The 15,882-nt window shown below is 63.9% G+C and carries 17 protein-coding genes; 7 read left to right on the top strand and 10 right to left on the bottom strand.

Annotated elements, in window-relative coordinates; genetic code table 11:
• Positions 1 to 8 precede the first annotated feature (8 nt).
• Genes GEU84_RS15850 through GEU84_RS15830 form a run of 5 tightly spaced genes read right to left on the bottom strand, consistent with a single transcriptional unit; the run spans position 9 to position 3,645 of the window.
• A complete protein-coding gene (locus GEU84_RS15850) occupies positions 9 to 500 on the bottom strand; it encodes a hypothetical protein (RefSeq protein WP_152827875.1) in 492 nt (163 codons plus the stop codon).
• Positions 500 to 1,144: a hypothetical protein gene (locus GEU84_RS15845; RefSeq protein ID WP_152827873.1), complete on the bottom strand. Its 645-nt coding sequence runs from the start codon at positions 1,142 to 1,144 to the stop codon at positions 500 to 502. The genes GEU84_RS15850 and GEU84_RS15845 overlap by 1 nt, the downstream gene beginning before the upstream one ends.
• 3 nt (positions 1,145 to 1,147) lie before the next feature.
• On the bottom strand, positions 1,148 to 1,810 hold the full coding sequence (locus GEU84_RS15840) for a class II aldolase/adducin family protein (protein WP_152827871.1): 663 nt from the start codon (positions 1,808 to 1,810) through the stop codon (positions 1,148 to 1,150).
• A gap of 5 nt (positions 1,811 to 1,815) precedes the next feature.
• Positions 1,816 to 2,355, bottom strand: coding sequence for a hypothetical protein (locus GEU84_RS15835; RefSeq protein ID WP_152827870.1), 540 nt, complete (start codon positions 2,353 to 2,355; stop codon positions 1,816 to 1,818).
• Between the two features lie 3 nt (positions 2,356 to 2,358).
• Complete coding sequence (locus tag GEU84_RS15830) at positions 2,359 to 3,645, bottom strand: aromatic ring-hydroxylating dioxygenase subunit alpha (protein ID WP_152827867.1); 1,287 nt, start codon at positions 3,643 to 3,645, stop codon at positions 2,359 to 2,361.
• Between the two features lie 174 nt (positions 3,646 to 3,819).
• On the opposite strand from GEU84_RS15830, the gene GEU84_RS15825 reads away from it, so the two are divergent.
• Positions 3,820 to 4,146 carry a non-heme iron oxygenase ferredoxin subunit gene (locus tag GEU84_RS15825; protein WP_152827865.1) on the top strand — a complete coding sequence of 109 codons (327 nt, stop codon included), beginning with the start codon at positions 3,820 to 3,822 and terminating at the stop codon, positions 4,144 to 4,146.
• 39 nt (positions 4,147 to 4,185) lie between these two features.
• Here the strand turns inward: GEU84_RS15825 and GEU84_RS15820 are convergent, their stop codons facing one another.
• Complete coding sequence (locus GEU84_RS15820) at positions 4,186 to 5,301, bottom strand: cupin domain-containing protein (RefSeq protein ID WP_152827863.1); 1,116 nt, start codon at positions 5,299 to 5,301, stop codon at positions 4,186 to 4,188.
• Between the two features lie 135 nt (positions 5,302 to 5,436).
• Here GEU84_RS15820 and GEU84_RS15815 point away from each other — a divergent pair, with 135 nt between their 5' ends.
• From GEU84_RS15815 to GEU84_RS15795, 5 genes are all read left to right on the top strand, one after another.
• Positions 5,437 to 7,125, top strand: a complete 1,689-nt coding sequence (locus GEU84_RS15815; RefSeq protein ID WP_152827861.1) for an ethanolamine ammonia-lyase reactivating factor EutA — start codon at positions 5,437 to 5,439, stop codon at positions 7,123 to 7,125.
• 75 nt (positions 7,126 to 7,200) lie between these two features.
• The gene (locus GEU84_RS15810; protein ID WP_152827859.1) at positions 7,201 to 8,031 is read left to right on the top strand and encodes an IclR family transcriptional regulator; all 831 of its coding nucleotides are present in this window, start codon (positions 7,201 to 7,203) and stop codon (positions 8,029 to 8,031) included.
• A 6-nt stretch (positions 8,032 to 8,037) separates the two neighbouring features.
• The gene (locus GEU84_RS15805) at positions 8,038 to 9,036 is read left to right on the top strand and encodes a 2Fe-2S iron-sulfur cluster-binding protein (RefSeq protein ID WP_152827857.1); all 999 of its coding nucleotides are present in this window, start codon (positions 8,038 to 8,040) and stop codon (positions 9,034 to 9,036) included.
• 28 nt (positions 9,037 to 9,064) lie between these two features.
• Positions 9,065 to 10,051, top strand: a complete 987-nt coding sequence (locus tag GEU84_RS15800) for an ABC transporter substrate-binding protein (RefSeq protein WP_152827855.1) — start codon at positions 9,065 to 9,067, stop codon at positions 10,049 to 10,051.
• Between the two features lie 27 nt (positions 10,052 to 10,078).
• Positions 10,079 to 10,927 (top strand): alpha/beta hydrolase, encoded by an 849-nt coding sequence (locus GEU84_RS15795; protein ID WP_152827853.1) that lies wholly within the window; start codon positions 10,079 to 10,081, stop codon positions 10,925 to 10,927.
• A gap of 292 nt (positions 10,928 to 11,219) precedes the next feature.
• Here the strand turns inward: GEU84_RS15795 and GEU84_RS15790 are convergent, their stop codons facing one another.
• From GEU84_RS15790 to GEU84_RS15775, 4 genes are all read right to left on the bottom strand, one after another.
• Positions 11,220 to 11,822, bottom strand: a complete 603-nt coding sequence (locus GEU84_RS15790) for an AMP-binding protein (protein WP_241427730.1) — start codon at positions 11,820 to 11,822, stop codon at positions 11,220 to 11,222.
• Positions 11,823 to 11,972: 150 nt separating this feature from the next.
• Positions 11,973 to 13,142 carry an acetyl-CoA acetyltransferase gene (locus tag GEU84_RS15785; RefSeq protein ID WP_152827851.1) on the bottom strand — a complete coding sequence of 390 codons (1,170 nt, stop codon included), beginning with the start codon at positions 13,140 to 13,142 and terminating at the stop codon, positions 11,973 to 11,975.
• 12 nt (positions 13,143 to 13,154) lie between these two features.
• The gene (locus GEU84_RS15780) at positions 13,155 to 13,352 is read right to left on the bottom strand and encodes a hypothetical protein (RefSeq protein WP_152827849.1); all 198 of its coding nucleotides are present in this window, start codon (positions 13,350 to 13,352) and stop codon (positions 13,155 to 13,157) included.
• Positions 13,353 to 13,609: 257 nt separating this feature from the next.
• Positions 13,610 to 14,632: a Bug family tripartite tricarboxylate transporter substrate binding protein gene (locus tag GEU84_RS15775; protein WP_152827847.1), complete on the bottom strand. Its 1,023-nt coding sequence runs from the start codon at positions 14,630 to 14,632 to the stop codon at positions 13,610 to 13,612.
• Between the two features lie 315 nt (positions 14,633 to 14,947).
• On the opposite strand from GEU84_RS15775, the gene GEU84_RS15770 reads away from it, so the two are divergent.
• Positions 14,948 to 15,868, top strand: a complete 921-nt coding sequence (locus GEU84_RS15770) for a LysR family transcriptional regulator (RefSeq protein ID WP_174539922.1) — start codon at positions 14,948 to 14,950, stop codon at positions 15,866 to 15,868.
• Positions 15,869 to 15,882 lie beyond the last annotated feature (14 nt).

The raw sequence follows: 15,882 nt of genomic DNA, 5'->3' as shown, positions 1-15,882 counted from the left end.
AGAAGATCTCAGCCGATGGCGCGGATGATGCCCGCCGCAATCAGCCCTGCGGCAATGGGCATCAGCCCCGCCGACAGAAGGCGCAGTTTCAGAAAGCTCCAGCCCAGCAGCGGCAGCTCGAAGGTGATCATGCGGTGCACGGTGAAGATGCTCCACGATGTCACAAAGGCGACCAGCGTTTCGGGCGTGGCCCCCGCCCGTTCCAGCAGCGCCGCGATGGAAAAGGCCAGCACCGGCCCGGCGGGCACGATCGGGCCTGCAACAGAGGCGACAATCAGCCCCATCCAGCCCGCTTCGGGGCCCAGATAGGCGGCAATGAATTCGGCCGGGATCAGCTTTGACAGGAACCCGGCCACGATCAGCGCCAGCCCCAGTTGCGGGATGACAAAGGCGAATTGTTCAAGTGCGCGTTCGGCGGCGTCCAGCGCCGTGGCCCGTCCGCGCCGCAGCACGACCACCAACAGGACCAGAAAGGCAAATCCCAGCAGCAGCGCGCCCATTACAACCGATCCCGCAGGCGACGCTCTTCTTTCAGCGTCAGGGTGATCGGCAGGGAACGGGCCAGCAGCCCGGCCAGAATCGGCAGCGGCAGGGTGGCCACAAAGCGCAGCAGGGAAAAATCCATGCCCATCATCGGCACATCCCAGACCAGAATGCGCTGCAAGCCCAGTGTCGCCCAGGCCGAGATATAGGTGATCATCATCCCCCGATCGGCCCCCAAAGCCCCCAGCATCGCCAGCAAAGAGAAGGCCGAGGTGGGGCCGCCCGGCGTGATCGCGCCGCCCACGGTGGCCAGCATCAGCCCCAGAAAGCCGGAGTTGCGCCCGATCAGCGCCGAAATCTTCTCGCGCGGAATAAGCACCCACAGCGTTGCGGCCACCCCGATGGCCGCCATCACGCGGGGCACCGTATCCAGCACCATCTGGAAATCGGCAGCCAGCGCTGCAAAGAAAACCTCTTCGCCCTTCAGCCACCAGACCAGCGCGCCGCTGATGAAGGCCAGCACCAGAAAGACGTGGAACATCGGACTGAAGCTTTCAAACGCCCAGATCCGCCACCAGCGCGGGTTGCGCCAGAATTCGATCTCGGGTTCCGGCTTGGCGCGTTCCGGATCCTGGTCAGGCGACGGGGAGCCGACGATCATGCATCACCTTTCGAGGCCTAGGTAAAAGTCCCAGCACTTGCGGAACAGGGCGGGGGTGTTCAGCGACTGGCGGTATTCGGCAACCTCATCAGCGGTCAGCGGCTGCGCGCCACCGAAGGGGGCCGCGCGAACCTGCCGCTGGGCGGTTTGTTCCGCATAAAGCGCCCGCACCGCCGCTGTCAGCAGATCAGGCCCCACGGTCACGATGCCATGGCCTTGCAGGATCACGCCGACACCGGCACCCAGAAGCGCGGCCACCGCATCGCCCCGCGCCGTTGTGCTGATCGAATGGGCCTGCGGATAGGTCGGCATGTCATGCACCAGACAGCCCTGCGCCATCACCGGCAGCAAGGGCTGGCGCGCGGATGACAGGGTTGTCAGCCAATCCGGGTGGCCATGCACCACTGCCCCCACATCGGGACGCGCCCGGTAGATGGCGGCGTGCAGCGCCACCTCATTCGGCGGGCGCGGGCCTGTGTGTTGGCCATCCGCAGCGACCACGCTCAACTGGTCGGGCGTCGGGGCGGCGCGGTTGCTGGCCGCACCGTTTATGAGGAACCCGCCCGAGGCCAGACGCTGTGACGCATGGCCGTTGTAATCCACCACGCCGGCGGAAGTCAGGAACCGCAGGGCCTCGCAAACCGCTGTTGCCGTGCCCTGATCCATGCCCGTCAGGCCCGCATCGCGGTGAGCATGGCGGGCAGGTAATCGGCATCGGATGCGATGACCAGCACGGCGGCATTGGGCCGCAAGGCCTGCACCACAGCCTCCACATCCACCCCCGCCACCACGATCCCCGCCGTCATCACCGCCGCGCCGCGCGCCAGTCGGCCGATGGTTTCGGCCTGCTTCTCGGCGCGGCTTTCGGTGGCGATCATCACCACCAGATCGGTCGTGGCCAGTTCGTCGGTCAGGCGCAGACCGGCGCCATCCGGGCCGGTCAGCAGCACCTCGTTGGGGCTGATGTCGGGCTGCTGCGCAAGTGTCAGGAACCGCGCGCCTTTCCACGGGTCTTCGCTGATCGCGGCCATCATGGCCGCCGACGCCGCATCCAGCGCGATGATCGAGGATACACGCGGCAGCGAATTGGCATAGGGCACCCGAAACCGCGCCTCGGAAGCCGTAGCCGCCCGCGCGCAGGAGTTCAGCAGCGTGGGCCGCGCAAAGGTGGGCTGCGGTTCGGGATGCGGTTCAAGATCATCATCATGCATCGGTCAGACCGAGGTTTGCTTGACGCCGGGGCGCACGCGCAGATCGTCGCGGCAGGCCTCGGCAAAAGGTTTGTCGGCGGGCAGCACGGCGGCCACCGACCGGACCTGCTGATGTTCCGGCACGATGCCGGGCGGCGTGGCCCCGGTTTTCATCATCGCCTGCACCGCTTTTTTCAGCCGGTGACGTGCCATGATTATGCCGTTGTCGGTGGAAACAAGGTTTTCCTTGGTGCGGTCCACGATGGGCCCCATGCTTTCCTGCAATGACGCATCCTGCAACGCGATGCCCCATACGCCGGAATAGGTTTCGCCCCGGCGCTGCGCGTCGCGGTCCATCAGATAGTCGTTGTCCTTGTTCTGGCGCGGGCGGAAGGTGCCGGGCACATACTGGTTGTGCACGCCATAGCCGTCGATCATCGACTGGCGTTCATGGTCGGACAGCGCACGGGTGGGGTGGTAGTCGAAACTCCAGGCCCAGCAATTCTCATCGTCAATCGGCACCCAGAAATGGCCATGCACCGGATGGTCGCCGCGTGGCGGCACCATGGTGAAGCTGGGCATGACCCAAGGCGTGATGCGCCAGTAATACTGCCCGTCCTCGGCGTTGCGGCGCGCGCCGATGAACAGCCCGCCGGGCGCATCGACAACCTCGAACACCGGCTTGCGGTCGGCCTGATTGTATTTGTTGCCCGCCGCCCCGCGAAACAGCGGATCGGTCTGCAATGACCCGGAATGCAGGAAGGACACATGGCTGGAATCGATCCCGCCCTCCATCGCCTGCAACCAGTTGCTTTCCTGCCAGCGTTTCGAGGTGAAGGTCTGCTCGGCGGGCACGTTGCAAAATTCCCAGGCGGGCAGCGGCGGGCGGTGTTCCTTGTCGCCCATATAAGTCCAAAGCACATCGCCCACCTTGACCAGCGGATAGCCCTTCAGCTTGATCTTGTCGCAAAAGCCGCTTTCGGCGGGTTCCGACGGCACTTCGATGCACTGGCCGGTATAGTCGTATTTCCAGCCGTGGTAGGGGCAGCGCAGGCCGTCCTGTTCATTGCGGCCGAACCAAAGCGACACGCCGCGATGGGCGCAGAATTCATCCATCAAGCCATAGCGGCCCTTGCTGTCGCGGAACGCGATCAGCCGCTCGCCCAGCAGCTTGACGCGCACGGGCGGGCAATCGTCGTCGGGCAGTTCCGAGGCCAGCAGCGCGGGCTGCCAGTAGCGGCGGAACATCTGCCCCATCGGGCGGTCTGCGCCGGTCTGGGTCAGCAGGTCATTCACTTCGCGGGTCAGCATGGCGGTTTCTCCCTGGTCGTCGGGGCGGGGCAAAATGGCGGCGTCCGACGCATTGTCCGTTGACGCTGCGGCCCGCATTGCGCTAGGAAGTGGTATTCCTATATGCGGAACGCCGTTCGCGTTTCACCAAAACTACATCTGACCCCGCGTCGCGTCAACCTTGAAGGACGAAAAATGAGCGTGAGCGAAATACATGATCTGATCGGCTGCGATGACATGGAGCCGGGCGACATCCTGCGGGTCGAGGCGGGGGGGCGCGTCTTCGCGGTTTATCGCGTGCAGGACGAGTTTTACGTCAGCGATGACCAATGCACCCATGGCCCCGGCTTCCTGTCGGACGGCTGCCTTGAGGGCTATGAGATCGAATGCGATTTCCATCAGGGCAGCTTTGACATCCGCACCGGCGAGGTGATCGAGCCGCCGTGCAGCATTCCCCTGCGGGTCTATCCGGTGACGCTGCGCGACGGGCGCGTCACGGTCGAGATCCAGGCGCAGCAATGAAAGCGCGGGGGCCGGGCCAAAAGCCCCCGCACTCCCCCATCAGGCCAAGGGCGGCAAATCCGCCAGCTCGGCCTCATAGGCCTTGTCCATTTTCGGCGTCATGCCGTATTTCGCCAGCGCGTCACTGAACATGCTGCGCACGGCGGCGCTTTCATCGGCATAGTCGATCTGGTCGCCGCCGATGCGCTGCGAGATCCAGGCTTTCGGCACGCCCTGCGCATTGCGGATCGCCACACCTTCATGCTTGAACGCAAGATAGCGCGCGGGCGTCGTGCCGGTGTTGAAATGCTGGTGAAACCACATGTTCGGCGGGGTGATCAGGCTGCCGGGTTTCCATTCATAGCGCGTCGGTTCCTCGCCCTCGGGATACATCAGGCTATACCCCTCGCCCGACAGGATGATCACATGCGCGCCTGGTCCGTGGCGATGGCATTTCTTGTAGGTGCCCACGGGAAATTGGCTGATGTGGCTGTTCATGCTGCTTTTCGCCAGCTGGAAACGGATATGCCCGCCGCCCGCGCCACGTTCCTTGGCATCGACCAGCGGCAGGTTCACCGCATCGGCCACGAAATTCGTTTCCAGCAGCAGGCCCTTCTGTTCGCCCTTGTTGGCGAAATAATCCGGCTCGCCGTTGAAGCGGCCCGCGAAATCATGGGTGCAGCCAAAGATGAACTCCGGCTCTTCATATATATTCATCAGCGGCGGCAGGTTGGTCACGGCACAGAACCGGGCGGGGGCAGAGCCTGAGCCGTTGAAATGCTGGTGCTGCGCGTTCAACGGAATGCCAAAGATCGCGCCCGGCCCCCATTCAAAGGTGATCCGCGCGCCCTTGTCATTCCACACGGTCGTTGACCCGCGCCCCGACAGGATCAGGATCATTTCCTCATACATCTGGCGCTGCGGCGCGAGTTTGCCGCCCGGCGCGATCTCCATCACATAGCAGTCGTTCGAGGTGCGCGACCCGTCGTGGTTGATGAACACCGCATTGCCGCCGCGCCGTGCCCAGGGCCGCAACTCCACCGTGTTCAGGTCGGGCACATAGATGCCGTCGATGATCTGCAACCCTTCGGCCGCCACCCAGCGGGTATAGGGTGTTTCCTTCTCGGTCTTGAACTTGTCGGCCAGCTTGTCCGAAACAATCGCCGTCTTTGCCATGGCTGGTCTCCCCCTCATGATTTCAGAAATCCGGGCTTTTGCACGTAGTGCTGCAAACAACCGTTGCAGACAGGGTATGTTCTGACTACTGTTCCGTCAATGGACCGATGATCCGTATAGAGGAACAGAAATCCGATGGCCGAACCAGGCGGAAACAAGGGGCACTCGATCGCGGACCACCGGTTCAGCGAATATGCCCCGCATGAGCATGACGAAACCTCGGATCATGACCATGACGACATCGCTCCCGGCGCGCTGGAGGACAACCCGATCTGGCTGCGCGACAATGTGGAATTGTCGTCGGTGGGCATTGATGTGGGATCAGCCGGCACACAGGTGATCTTTTCGCAGATCCATCTGCAACGCCGCAGCAATGATCTGGGCAGCCGCTATGTGATCGTTGACCGCAAGACCGCCTACCAGTCGCCCGTCGCCTTCACGCCCTATCTTGATGCGCATACCATTGATGCGGCGGCATTGGGGGCGATCATCGACAGCGCCTATGCCGCGGCCGGAATCCTGCCGCGCCAGATTGATACCGGCGTTGTCATCCTGACCGGCGAGGCGCTGCGGCGCGAGAATGCAGCGGCGGTGGCCGCCATTCTGGCCGCGCGTGGCGGTGATTTCGTGACTGCCACGGCCGGCAACCATATGGAGGCGATGCTGGCCGCCTATGGGTCAGGTGCCGCACGGGCCAGCCATGACAGCGGGCAGCGCATCCTGAACATCGACATCGGCGGGGGCACCACCAAGCTGGCGCTTGTTGAAAATGGCATCGTGCGCTGGACGGCGGCGCTGCATATTGGCGGGCGGCTGATCGTGACCGAGGATGGGCGCGTTGCCCGGATCGACCCTTCGGGCGTGCATCATGCCCATAATGCGGGCCTGCACCTTGCGCCGGGCACGGCGCTGGAAGCAGCCGACATGGCGCGCATCGCCGAAGGTATGGCCGATGCACTGGTGCAGGCATTGCGCCCCGCGCCTTTGCCTGCGATTGCCAACCTTTTCCTGACAGACCTGCCCCCCACGCTCGCCAATATCGGCGGCATCATGTTTTCCGGCGGCGTCGGGGAATATGTCTATGACCGCGAGCCGCGCGATTTTGGCGATCTGGGCCTGCATCTGGGCCGCGCCATCCGTGCCCGGCTGGAAAGCGGGCAGTTTCCGGCACCCCTGTTGCCAGCGGGTGCCTGCATCCGGGCCACTGCGCTGGGGGCGTCGGAATATTCGGTGCAATTGTCGGGCCAGACCAGCCTGATTACCCGCCCGGGCGCGCTTTTGCCCCGCCGCAACATGCAGGTGATCAAGCCTGAAATCGACTTCTCCGCCGACCCCCTTGCGTCCGACATAGCCGCTGCGATTCTGGCGCAGCTGACAGCGTTTGATCTGGACGCAACCCATTGCGAGGTAGCCCTGGCCTTCGAATGGCAGGTGCTGCCGGAATATGCCCGGCTGCGCCGCCTGGCCGATGGTATCGCCGCCGCCATGGCGGGCCGCATCGCCCATGGCGGGCCGCTGCACATCATGATTGACGGCGACATAGCGCAGACTTTGGGCGGCATTCTGCGGGACGAATTGCATCTGGCCTGCGACCTGCTGGTGATTGACGGCATCACCCTGCGGAATTTCGATTTCATCGACCTTGGGCGCATCCGGCTGCCATCGCTGACCGTTCCTGTCACCATCAAGTCGCTGCTGTTCCAGGACGACAGCGCGGCGGGTGAGCGGATTCACTTCCGCGACCCCGGCCACCATCATGGCGATCACCACCACGATCACCACCCACATCCCCATGCCCCGCACAAGGGCCACAGCCATGGCTGACGGGAAGCACCGGCTTTGCGAAAGGCGCAGGTTCTGTATAACGGAACGCATGTCCGTCAGAACAAGGTCTGCAAAATGAACGAAGAGCCCGCGAAGCCCATCAATCGCAATATCCGCCGCGATGCGCAGCGCCTGTCGTCGGTGACAACGGCGATCCACCTGATGAAGACGTTTTCACTGGATGAGCGGGAGTTGGGCATCAGCGAACTGGCCAAGCGGCTGAAAATCGCCAAAAGCACCGTGCACCGTCTGGCCACGGCCCTGCTGGACGAGGGCCTGCTGGAACAGAACCCCGAAACAGGCCGCTACCGGCTGGGCATCGGGCTGTTCTCGCTGGGCTCGCAGGTGCGCACGCGGCTGGATGTGGCAGCCGAGGCCAAGCCTTTCCTGAATGACCTGCGCCAGCGTACCGGCGAGAATGCCCGGCTGGCCATCCTCGACAAACGCAATGTCGTGTTCATCCATGATTTTGAAAGCAACGAATCCATTCGCCTGCGGTCCATCACCGGGCAGTTCCGCCCGGCGCATACCACGGCCGAGGGGCTGTGCCTGCTGGCGGGTCTGCGCGCCCCCGCGCTGGAGGAATTTCTTGGCCAGCCGCTTTTGGCCCGCACTGCCAACACGCTGACCAACCCCGATGAGCTGGCCGAACGCATCCGCCGGGTGAAACGCGCGGGCTATGCAACAGAAGATGAAGAATGCGAGGAAGGCACCCGCTGCATCGCTGCACCCGTGCATCAGGCCGACGGGCGGGTGATTGCCGCGCTTGGCATGGCCGGGCCACGGCTGCGCATCAAGAAGCGCGATTTCCCCTCGCTGGCCGATCTGGTGATCGGCATGGCGCAGAAACTGTCGGAACGGCTGGGCTATGAACCCGGCCAGCCGATCTATGTCCGAAGCCCCTGAGGAACCATGCACAAGATAAGTCTGACCGGCAGTGATCTCAGCTTTGCCTGCGCCGAGCGCGACACCGTTATGCGGGCTGCCCTGCGCGCCGGGGTTGGGATGTCATACTCCTGCAATGTAGGCTCTTGCGGGAACTGCCGGTTTGAACTTGTCGCGGGCGCGGTGGACCATCTGCGCGCCGATGCGCCCGCCTGGACGGAAAAGGACCGCAAACGCGGGCGCTGGCTGGGCTGTCAGGCGCGGCCACTGTCCGATTGTGTGGTGAAATTCCGGGCCGATCCCGATGCCGTGCCGGTGCATCGGCCCGTGCAACGCAGCGGCGTGCTGGTGTCGCGCGATGCGCTCAATCACGACATGGCGGAATTTGCCTTTCGCATTGACGGCGAGCCCGGCTTTCTGCCCGGCCAGTATGCCCTGCTGTCGGTGCCGGGGGTAGCGGGCGCGCGGGTCTATTCCATGTGCAACCTGCCGGATGAGGATATCTGGCGCTTTCAGATAAAGCGGGTGCCGGGCGGGGCGGCCACGACGCTGCTGTTCGACAATCTGCGCCCCGGCGATGCCATCGCGCTGGATGGCCCCTACGGGCTGGCCCATCTGCGCCCCGACATTCCGCGCGACATCGTGCTGCTGGCTGGCGGTTCGGGCCTGTCGCCCATGGTGTCTATCGCGCGGGCAGCGGTGGCGGCCCCGGGCTTGCAGGGGCGAACGGTGCATTTCTATTTTGGTGGGCGCGGCCCGGCCGATCTGGCCCCGGCGGCCTGTGTCACGCCGCTGGTGTCTGACCGTTTCCGGCTGGTCACGGCCATATCAGACCCTGCACTGGCCGGAAACTGGGCGGGGCCGATCGGGTTCATCCATGACATCGCGCTGGCCGATCTGGGCCCGCGTCTGGCGGAATGCGAGATCTACTTTGCCGGGCCGCCCGCAATGGCCGCCGCCATACGCACCAGCCTGCATGCGCAAGGCGTGCCTGCCGGGCAGATCCACTTTGACGAATTCTACTGAAACACAAAAGAAAAAGGGCCAGACAAGGATGAGCAAGCTGACCTTGAGCCTTGCCTGCTGGGATTACGACCGCGTGCGCCCCCTGATGGATGGCAGCGTGACGCCCGACGGCATCAACCTGAATTTTCAGGATCTTGTGGTGGAAGAGACCTTTTTCCGCATGCTGCGCTTCCGTGAGTTCGACGTGTCCGAGCTTTCGATGTCGTCCTACATCATGTCGCTGGAGCGTGAAGACCGGCCCTTTGTGGCGATACCTGTGTTCCCCAGCCGGTTCTTCCGGCATTCCTGCATCTATGTCAGCGCGAAATCCGGCATCACCACCCCCGCCGATCTGGCAGGCAAACGCGTGGGCAGCCCCGAATACCAGATGACGGCACCGGTCTGGATCAGGGGCATCCTGCACGAACACTACGGCGTGGCCCCCGACAGCATGATCCATGTGACCGGCGGCGAAGAGGCCCCGGGCCGCGAGGAAAAGATGCCGCTGAACCTGCCGCCCGGCTTTCGGGTGGAGCGGATCAGCGGCGAACAGACCCTGTCGCGCATGCTGCGGGATGGCGAGATTGACGCGCTGGTGACGGCACGCAAACCTTCAACCTTTGACGGGGTGGCCGTGCGGCGGCTGTTCCCCGATCATGTGGCGGTGGAAAAAGCCTATTGGGGCGAAACCGGCATCTTCCCCATCATGCATGTGATCGCCATCCGCCGCGAGGTGTATGAGGCGAACCGCTGGATCGCCCGCGCGCTTTACAAGGCATTCCACGCGGCACAGGCCATCTGCTATGAGGGGCTGCGCGAAACGGCGGCGCTGAAGGGCATGCTGCCCTGGCTGAACGCCCATGTCGAAGAGGCGGTGGCGCTGATGGGCGATGATTTCTGGCCCTATGGGCTGGAGCCGAACCGCCGCGTGCTGGAAACCTTTCTGCGGTATCACCGCGAACAGGGCCTCAGCACCGGCAGGCTGACACCGGACGATCTGTTCGCACCGGAAATGCAGGACGAATTCGTAATCTGACACGGCCCGCCATGGGAGGATGACACCATGCCCACCGCCATGATTGACGGTATCGAAACCCATTATGAATTGCGCGGCGACGGCCCGCCGCTGCTGATGTTCGCGCCCGGCGGCTTTGACGCCAGTGCCGACAAGTGGGAAAACCTTGGCATCTATGCCAAGATCCGGCTGATGGACCATCTGCCGCAGCATTACACCTGCATCCTGTTCGACCGGCGGGAAACCGGGCAGTCGGGCGGGCGGGTGCAGCGCATTGGCTGGGCCGACTATGTGGCGCAGGGGCGCGGTCTGCTGGACCATCTGGGTATTGACCGCGCGCATCTGATCGGCGGCTGCATGGGCTGCTGCCCGGTGGCGGCCTTTGCCTGCGCGCATCCCGAACGGGTGATGAGCATGGTGCAATACTGGCCCGTGGGCGGGGCGGGGTTCCGGCTGAACGGGCACCGGCGCTTTGCCCTGCATCTGGCGCAGGTGGAGGCGGGCGGCCTGCAAGGCGTGGTCGATCTGGCGCTGGCCACCACGGAGGGTTTTGGCAAAGACCCGCGCCCCGGCCCCTGGGCCCCGGTGCTGCGCCGCGACCCGGCGTTTCGCGCGGCTTTCCTTGCCCAGAAGCCGGAGCATTACAAGCTGATCGTGGCGGGCCTGCCGCGCGTATTGCTTGACCGCGATTCGGTGCCGGGTTTCGAACCCGAAGACCTGATGCGCCTGGATATTCCCACGCTGGTCATCCCCGGCCGCGATGCGTCGCACGCCCTGTCAGCCGCGCGATTCATCGAGGAATGTTCGCCCAATGTGCAGTTCTGGGATACAACGCCGGATCAGCAGACCGTGGCCACCGCACCAGCCCGCATTCTGGAATTTCTGGGCGGCATCTGAGCCAACGTGGATGATCCGCCGCAAACCTCGTCTGCACAACCCACGCGAACACCGCCACAGCCGCGCTGTTCACCAGTGCGTCGATGCGGCCAGGGAAAGCAAGCGCCTGTGCCGCCATCCGGCCCACCTGTTCGGGGATCGGCGCATCGGCCTGCGGCGTGAACAGGGCAAAGGCGGTCTCGGCATCTGGCATGCCCCCGAACCATGCACCGGCGCTGCCAAGGCCACTGACTTTGGTATATTCGACAGCACGGAGTCAAACGGCAGAAGAAGGCCCATCTGTGGCGTTCCGTCAGCTGTCCAGATGCCGTGGCAATGCAGATATGGCGCGCCGTGGCGCCAGCCGACCGTGGACGCCTGTGGCGATGCGCACGATCTGGGTCAGTTGATGGACCCCCGCACTATGTGACAGGGGGGCCACCACCAGAAAGGCATCGGCGGACGTCAGATCGGCCAGATGGTTGGTGACGGCAAAGGCCACCTGCCCATGCGTCAACACAGATGCCTTGGGTCGGCCCGTGGCGCCAAAGGTGAAGAAGAACCAGCAGGGTTCGTCACGTTCCGCCACCGCGACCTGTGGCCTCTGGCCCAGAAATTCCCCGGTCAGCGCCTTGACCAAGGGCGCAAAACCCGACGCACCGTAGCACAGCACCTGCAATCCGTCGCATCCTGCGCGGCATGCCGACGCGTGGTCGGCAAAGCCCGCCTTGCACAAAAGCAGCCGCGCGCCCGAGGGTTGCGTCAGCCAGGCTGATCCTTCCGCCGTCTGGCGGAAATTGGCGGGCACCCAGACAGCCCCCGCCCGCCACACGGCAAACATCGCCTGCAACATCGCACGGCAGTTCTGTAACTGGCACATCACCCAGCCGCTGTTGCAAGCCAGCGGCCAGCGCATCGGTGCGCCTTTCGAATTCGGCCCAAGTCCAGATCACTTCACCCATGACCCGCGCGATGCCTTCAGTGTCGCGCCGCGCCACCTGGGGTCTGCAGCGTGGCAAGGTTCGTCACGCGGGTTGATACCGGCGCGACGCCGCCCCGTGCTCGCTCACCTGACGCGCTCCAGGATCGAGCAGTAGTTCGCCACCGCAGCACCGCCCATGTTGAACACGCCGCCCAGCCCGGCACCGGGCCGTTGCATTGCCCCGGCCTCGCCCATCAGCTGCATCGCCACCATCACATGCTGCGAAACGCCGGTGGCCCCGATCGGATGGCCACGTGATTTCAGCCCGCCCGACAGGTTTACCGGCAAGGCCCCGTCGCACCGTGTGGTGCCGTCGCGCACCACACGCCAGCCCATGCCGGGCGCGGCCAGACCCATCGCCTCATACTCGATCATTTCCGCCACGGTGAAGCAATCATGCGTCTCCACCAGATCCAGGTCAGAGATCACGCAGCCCGCCTGTTCCAGCGCCAGCGCCCATGCCCGGTGCGCGCCATCAAAGGCAATGGGATCGCGTCGCGACAAGGCCAGAATGTCGCCCGCCTGTGCCCGCGCCCGGAAACGCAGCGCGCGCGCCAGCCCGGCGGCCACCTCGGCATCGGCAAGAACAATGGCGGCGGCACCATCCGACACCAGCGAGCAATCGGTGCGGCGCAGCGGCCCTGCGACCAGCGGATTCTTGTCAGATGGCCGGTTGCAGAAGTCGAAGCCAAGGTCTTTCTGCATATGTGCCAGCGGGTTCAGCATGCCGTTGGAATGGTTTTTGGCCGCGATCATTGCCAGTTCTTCGGAACGGTCGCCATGGCGCTGGAAATAGCTGTTGGCGATCTGGCCGAACACGCCGGCAAAGCCGCCCGCTATGGCGGCCTCTTCCGGCACATGGCTGGCCGACAACAGGATGGTGCCAACCTCATCCGTCGGCGTTGCCGTCATCTTTTCCGCCCCGATCACCAGCGCCGTGCGCCCGCGCCCCGAGGCGATGAAATCTGCCGCCGCATAAAGCGCCGCCGAACCCGTCGCGCAGGCGTTCTCGGTGCGCAGAAACGGAATGCCCGCCAGTTCCGGCGTGCCCATCGCCACCAGTGCGCCCTGAAAGTCCTGCCGCGAAAAGCCGTTGTTGTAGACGCCCACAAAGATGCCATCCACGCCATCGGGCGGGATACCCGCGTGATCAAGTGCGGGGCGCGCGACTTCGGCCATCAGGGCTGTGGTATCGGCAGCCTCGGCCCTGCCGAATTTGGTATGCGCCCAGCCGACGATCATGGGATCAGACATCATTGCCTCCTGTCAGTCATCTTGGTTGAAATGCCGGGCAAGGCGGGTCTCAACCGCCACCGCCTTGTGGTGCAGCAGCGCCACCTGAGCCTTGGCTGCTGTCCCCTTTGCCGCGATGGTGCCCCAAGCCCGGATGCACCGAACCGACAACACCACAAGAACGGCCAACACCGCCACGCCCACTGGCAGCGCCGATGCGCGCCATGTCACCGGCAAGACGGGCAAAGGCGATGTGGCATTGGATTCCTCACAAGCCCAGTCTACCGCGACAGGCGGCAAGCGCAACAGCCAGAGGCAGACCATCGCTTGCCCCGCTGCCGCGGCAAGGCGACGGCATCTTTGGCAAGGGCGCCAACGCGGGGCTGGCACGGGCGGCACCTGATTTGCCATGATCCCCCGGCCCGCCATCCGCACATGAAAACACCCCCCGCGGACGGGGGGTGCATGTGGTGATCGGGCAGCCAGCGTTACTGCAGGATGCCGTTCAGCCGTTCGATCACCGCAGGGTCGGATTTGTAGACCTCTTCGACCAGCGCCTGAATGGCCGCGCCATCAACCGGGGTGATCTCCAGTTCCAGTGCTGCGGTTTCTGCCAGGAACTCGGGGTCGGCCATCGTTGCCATGAAGGCAGAGCGCAAAGCCTCGACGCGGTCGGCGGGAACATTCGGCGGGGCGGCATAGGGGCGGCCCAGCGTCTGGCGTGCAAAGACCAGGTTCAGCAGTTTGCGGTCTTCTTCATTCTGCACCAGATCCATCACCAGCGGCACTTCGGGGATTTCCGGGTGCTTCGTGGTGGACAATTGCATCAGCATGTTCAGGTCGCCATTGGCAAGCCATTCCGCGCTGCCAGATTTGACGCTGGTGTAGGACCAGCCGCAGCGGCCATCGACCTCGTTGCGCTCCATCGCCATCACCACGTCGTTGCCGCCGGGATAGCCGTTGATGATCCGCATCTTGGTGCCGAACACGGCGTTCAGCACCTTGGGGAACTGCACGGTATCGGCGGTGTCGCCAGTGCCGCCGATGATCAGTTCCTTTTCCTTCAGGTCGTCAAAAGTCTCGATGCCCGAACGTGCCAGCGCGGCACAGATGCTGACCTCGTTGTTGGCGCTGCCGATATAGTTGAACTTCAGGGCGTCAAAGGTCGCATCGGCGTTGCCGAACAGCGGGTCGAACGGTGCGGCCCGGGCAAAGGTGCCAAACACGGTGCCGTCCTGTGGTGCGGCCTCATAAAGCCAGTTGGTCATCCGCAGGCTGCCCGCGCCGTCCATGTTCACCGGAACGACCGTCGGGTTGCCGGGAATGTATTTCCCCATGTAGCGAGCGAGGGCGCGGGCATAAAGATCATAGCCCCCGCCGACGGTATAACCGATGTAAAGCTCCACCGTATTGCCGGTGTAGAATTCCTCCACCGTCTGCGCTGCACCTGCAGTTGGCACGCTGAAAGCGGCCGCAAAGGCAAGGGCGGCCAAAGCCGATCGTCTGTTCATCCGTATCTCCTCCCCTTAGTGTGATGCCGCCCTCCCGAACGTCATCGAGCCATTTCGGCTTAGTGAGGATTCTAGAGATTTTTGCACATGAGTCGATCAAAGCTATTTTGCTGTCATCCAGCGATAAATCAGCGGGGCCTTGTTTTCATGGGGCTATGGCCGCCACAAAGCATTCAGGCAGAACATTGTTCCGCATGGGGGAATTTTCTCCAAACTATTTGCGCGGCCTCGGCACAGCATTTGCCTTTCATCTGGCCTGTCAGTAGCGTGATGGTTCCGAAGGGTCGGTGCTGGCGACATCGGGAGGGGCTGGCCATGAATTTCAAGCAACTCCGCTACTTCACGCGCGCGATCGAGGTGGGCAACATCACCCATGCCGCCGAAAAGCTGAACATCGCCCAGACTGCGCTGGGAATCCAGATCCGCAACCTTGAAGAAGAACTGGGCGTCCACCTGCTGAACCGCCATTCCCGCGGGGTAGAGCCGACGCTGGCGGGCGAACTGCTGTATCGCCATGCGCTTGAAATTCTGGCGCGGCTGGAAACGGCGGGGCAAGAGGTGAAGGCGGCGGGATCACCTGACAAGATCGTGGTGAACATGGGTCTGACGCCCAGCATCATGCGCCTTGTGGGTGCAGAAATCATCGAGGAGGCCGCCAAGGAGCTGCCTGAAATCGCCCTGCGGCTGGTCGAGGAGTTCAGCTTCATCCTGCAAAGGCGGCTGGAGCGGGACGAGCTGCATTACGCCCTGACCTACAACGCCCCCATCGAGCAGGGCTTTACCCGCAAGGCCCTGCTGGAAGAGGATCTGCTGTTCGCAACCAGCCCCGAAAACTGGAACGGTGAGCCCGCAATCAGCTTTGCCGAGGCGATGAATACCGAACTGGCGCTGGCCAGCCGGCAGGATGTGGTCTGGCATCTGGTGCGGGATGAGGCCACGCGGCTTTCCCTGCCCTTCAAGGTGGCTTACGAGGTGCAATCGGTGCGCGCGATCAAGAATCTTGTGGCCAAGGGCGCGGCCACCAGCATTTTGCCACGCGGCGCGATGATCGGCGAGTTGCGCAGCGGCGTGATTGCCAGCCAACTGATCGAACGCCCCCGCATCACGCGCACGCTGTTTCTGGTGCGCCGCCGCCAGGGGGTTGTGGGCCTGAACGCCGTGCGGTTCGAGGCTTTCATCGACCGGCTGGTTGACCGGCTGAACGCCGAGATCGGCGAGCATTCGCGGCATCTTTAGCGGGTCGACACCGC

Source organism: Fertoeibacter niger (assembly GCF_009380135.2).
GTDB classification, from domain to species: domain Bacteria; phylum Pseudomonadota; class Alphaproteobacteria; order Rhodobacterales; family Rhodobacteraceae; genus Fertoeibacter; species Fertoeibacter niger.
The sequence above is the reverse complement of the archived record's forward strand: the minus strand, read 5'-3'. Positions and strand labels throughout refer to the sequence as shown.

What these genes read in the sequence shown, in the direction of transcription:
- GEU84_RS15825 (WP_152827865.1), top strand. Translation starts at nt 3,820, where the DNA reads ATGAGCGTGAGCGAAATACATGATCTGATCGGCTGCGATGACATGGAG.
- GEU84_RS15850 (WP_152827875.1), bottom strand. Translation starts at nt 500, where the DNA reads ATGGGCGCGCTGCTGCTGGGATTTGCCTTTCTGGTCCTGTTGGTGGTC.
- GEU84_RS15815 (WP_152827861.1), top strand. Translation starts at nt 5,437, where the DNA reads ATGGCCGAACCAGGCGGAAACAAGGGGCACTCGATCGCGGACCACCGG.
- GEU84_RS15785 (WP_152827851.1), bottom strand. Translation starts at nt 13,142, where the DNA reads ATGTCTGATCCCATGATCGTCGGCTGGGCGCATACCAAATTCGGCAGG.
- GEU84_RS15805 (WP_152827857.1), top strand. Translation starts at nt 8,038, where the DNA reads ATGCACAAGATAAGTCTGACCGGCAGTGATCTCAGCTTTGCCTGCGCC.
- GEU84_RS15800 (WP_152827855.1), top strand. Translation starts at nt 9,065, where the DNA reads ATGAGCAAGCTGACCTTGAGCCTTGCCTGCTGGGATTACGACCGCGTG.
- GEU84_RS15820 (WP_152827863.1), bottom strand. Translation starts at nt 5,301, where the DNA reads ATGGCAAAGACGGCGATTGTTTCGGACAAGCTGGCCGACAAGTTCAAG.
- GEU84_RS15775 (WP_152827847.1), bottom strand. Translation starts at nt 14,632, where the DNA reads ATGAACAGACGATCGGCTTTGGCCGCCCTTGCCTTTGCGGCCGCTTTC.
- GEU84_RS15790 (WP_241427730.1), bottom strand. Translation starts at nt 11,822, where the DNA reads ATGCGCTGGCCGCTGGCTTGCAACAGCGGCTGGGTGATGTGCCAGTTA.
- GEU84_RS15840 (WP_152827871.1), bottom strand. Translation starts at nt 1,810, where the DNA reads ATGGATCAGGGCACGGCAACAGCGGTTTGCGAGGCCCTGCGGTTCCTG.
- GEU84_RS15795 (WP_152827853.1), top strand. Translation starts at nt 10,079, where the DNA reads ATGCCCACCGCCATGATTGACGGTATCGAAACCCATTATGAATTGCGC.
- GEU84_RS15810 (WP_152827859.1), top strand. Translation starts at nt 7,201, where the DNA reads ATGAACGAAGAGCCCGCGAAGCCCATCAATCGCAATATCCGCCGCGAT.
- GEU84_RS15845 (WP_152827873.1), bottom strand. Translation starts at nt 1,144, where the DNA reads ATGATCGTCGGCTCCCCGTCGCCTGACCAGGATCCGGAACGCGCCAAG.
- GEU84_RS15835 (WP_152827870.1), bottom strand. Translation starts at nt 2,355, where the DNA reads ATGCATGATGATGATCTTGAACCGCATCCCGAACCGCAGCCCACCTTT.
- GEU84_RS15770 (WP_174539922.1), top strand. Translation starts at nt 14,948, where the DNA reads ATGAATTTCAAGCAACTCCGCTACTTCACGCGCGCGATCGAGGTGGGC.
- GEU84_RS15830 (WP_152827867.1), bottom strand. Translation starts at nt 3,645, where the DNA reads ATGCTGACCCGCGAAGTGAATGACCTGCTGACCCAGACCGGCGCAGAC.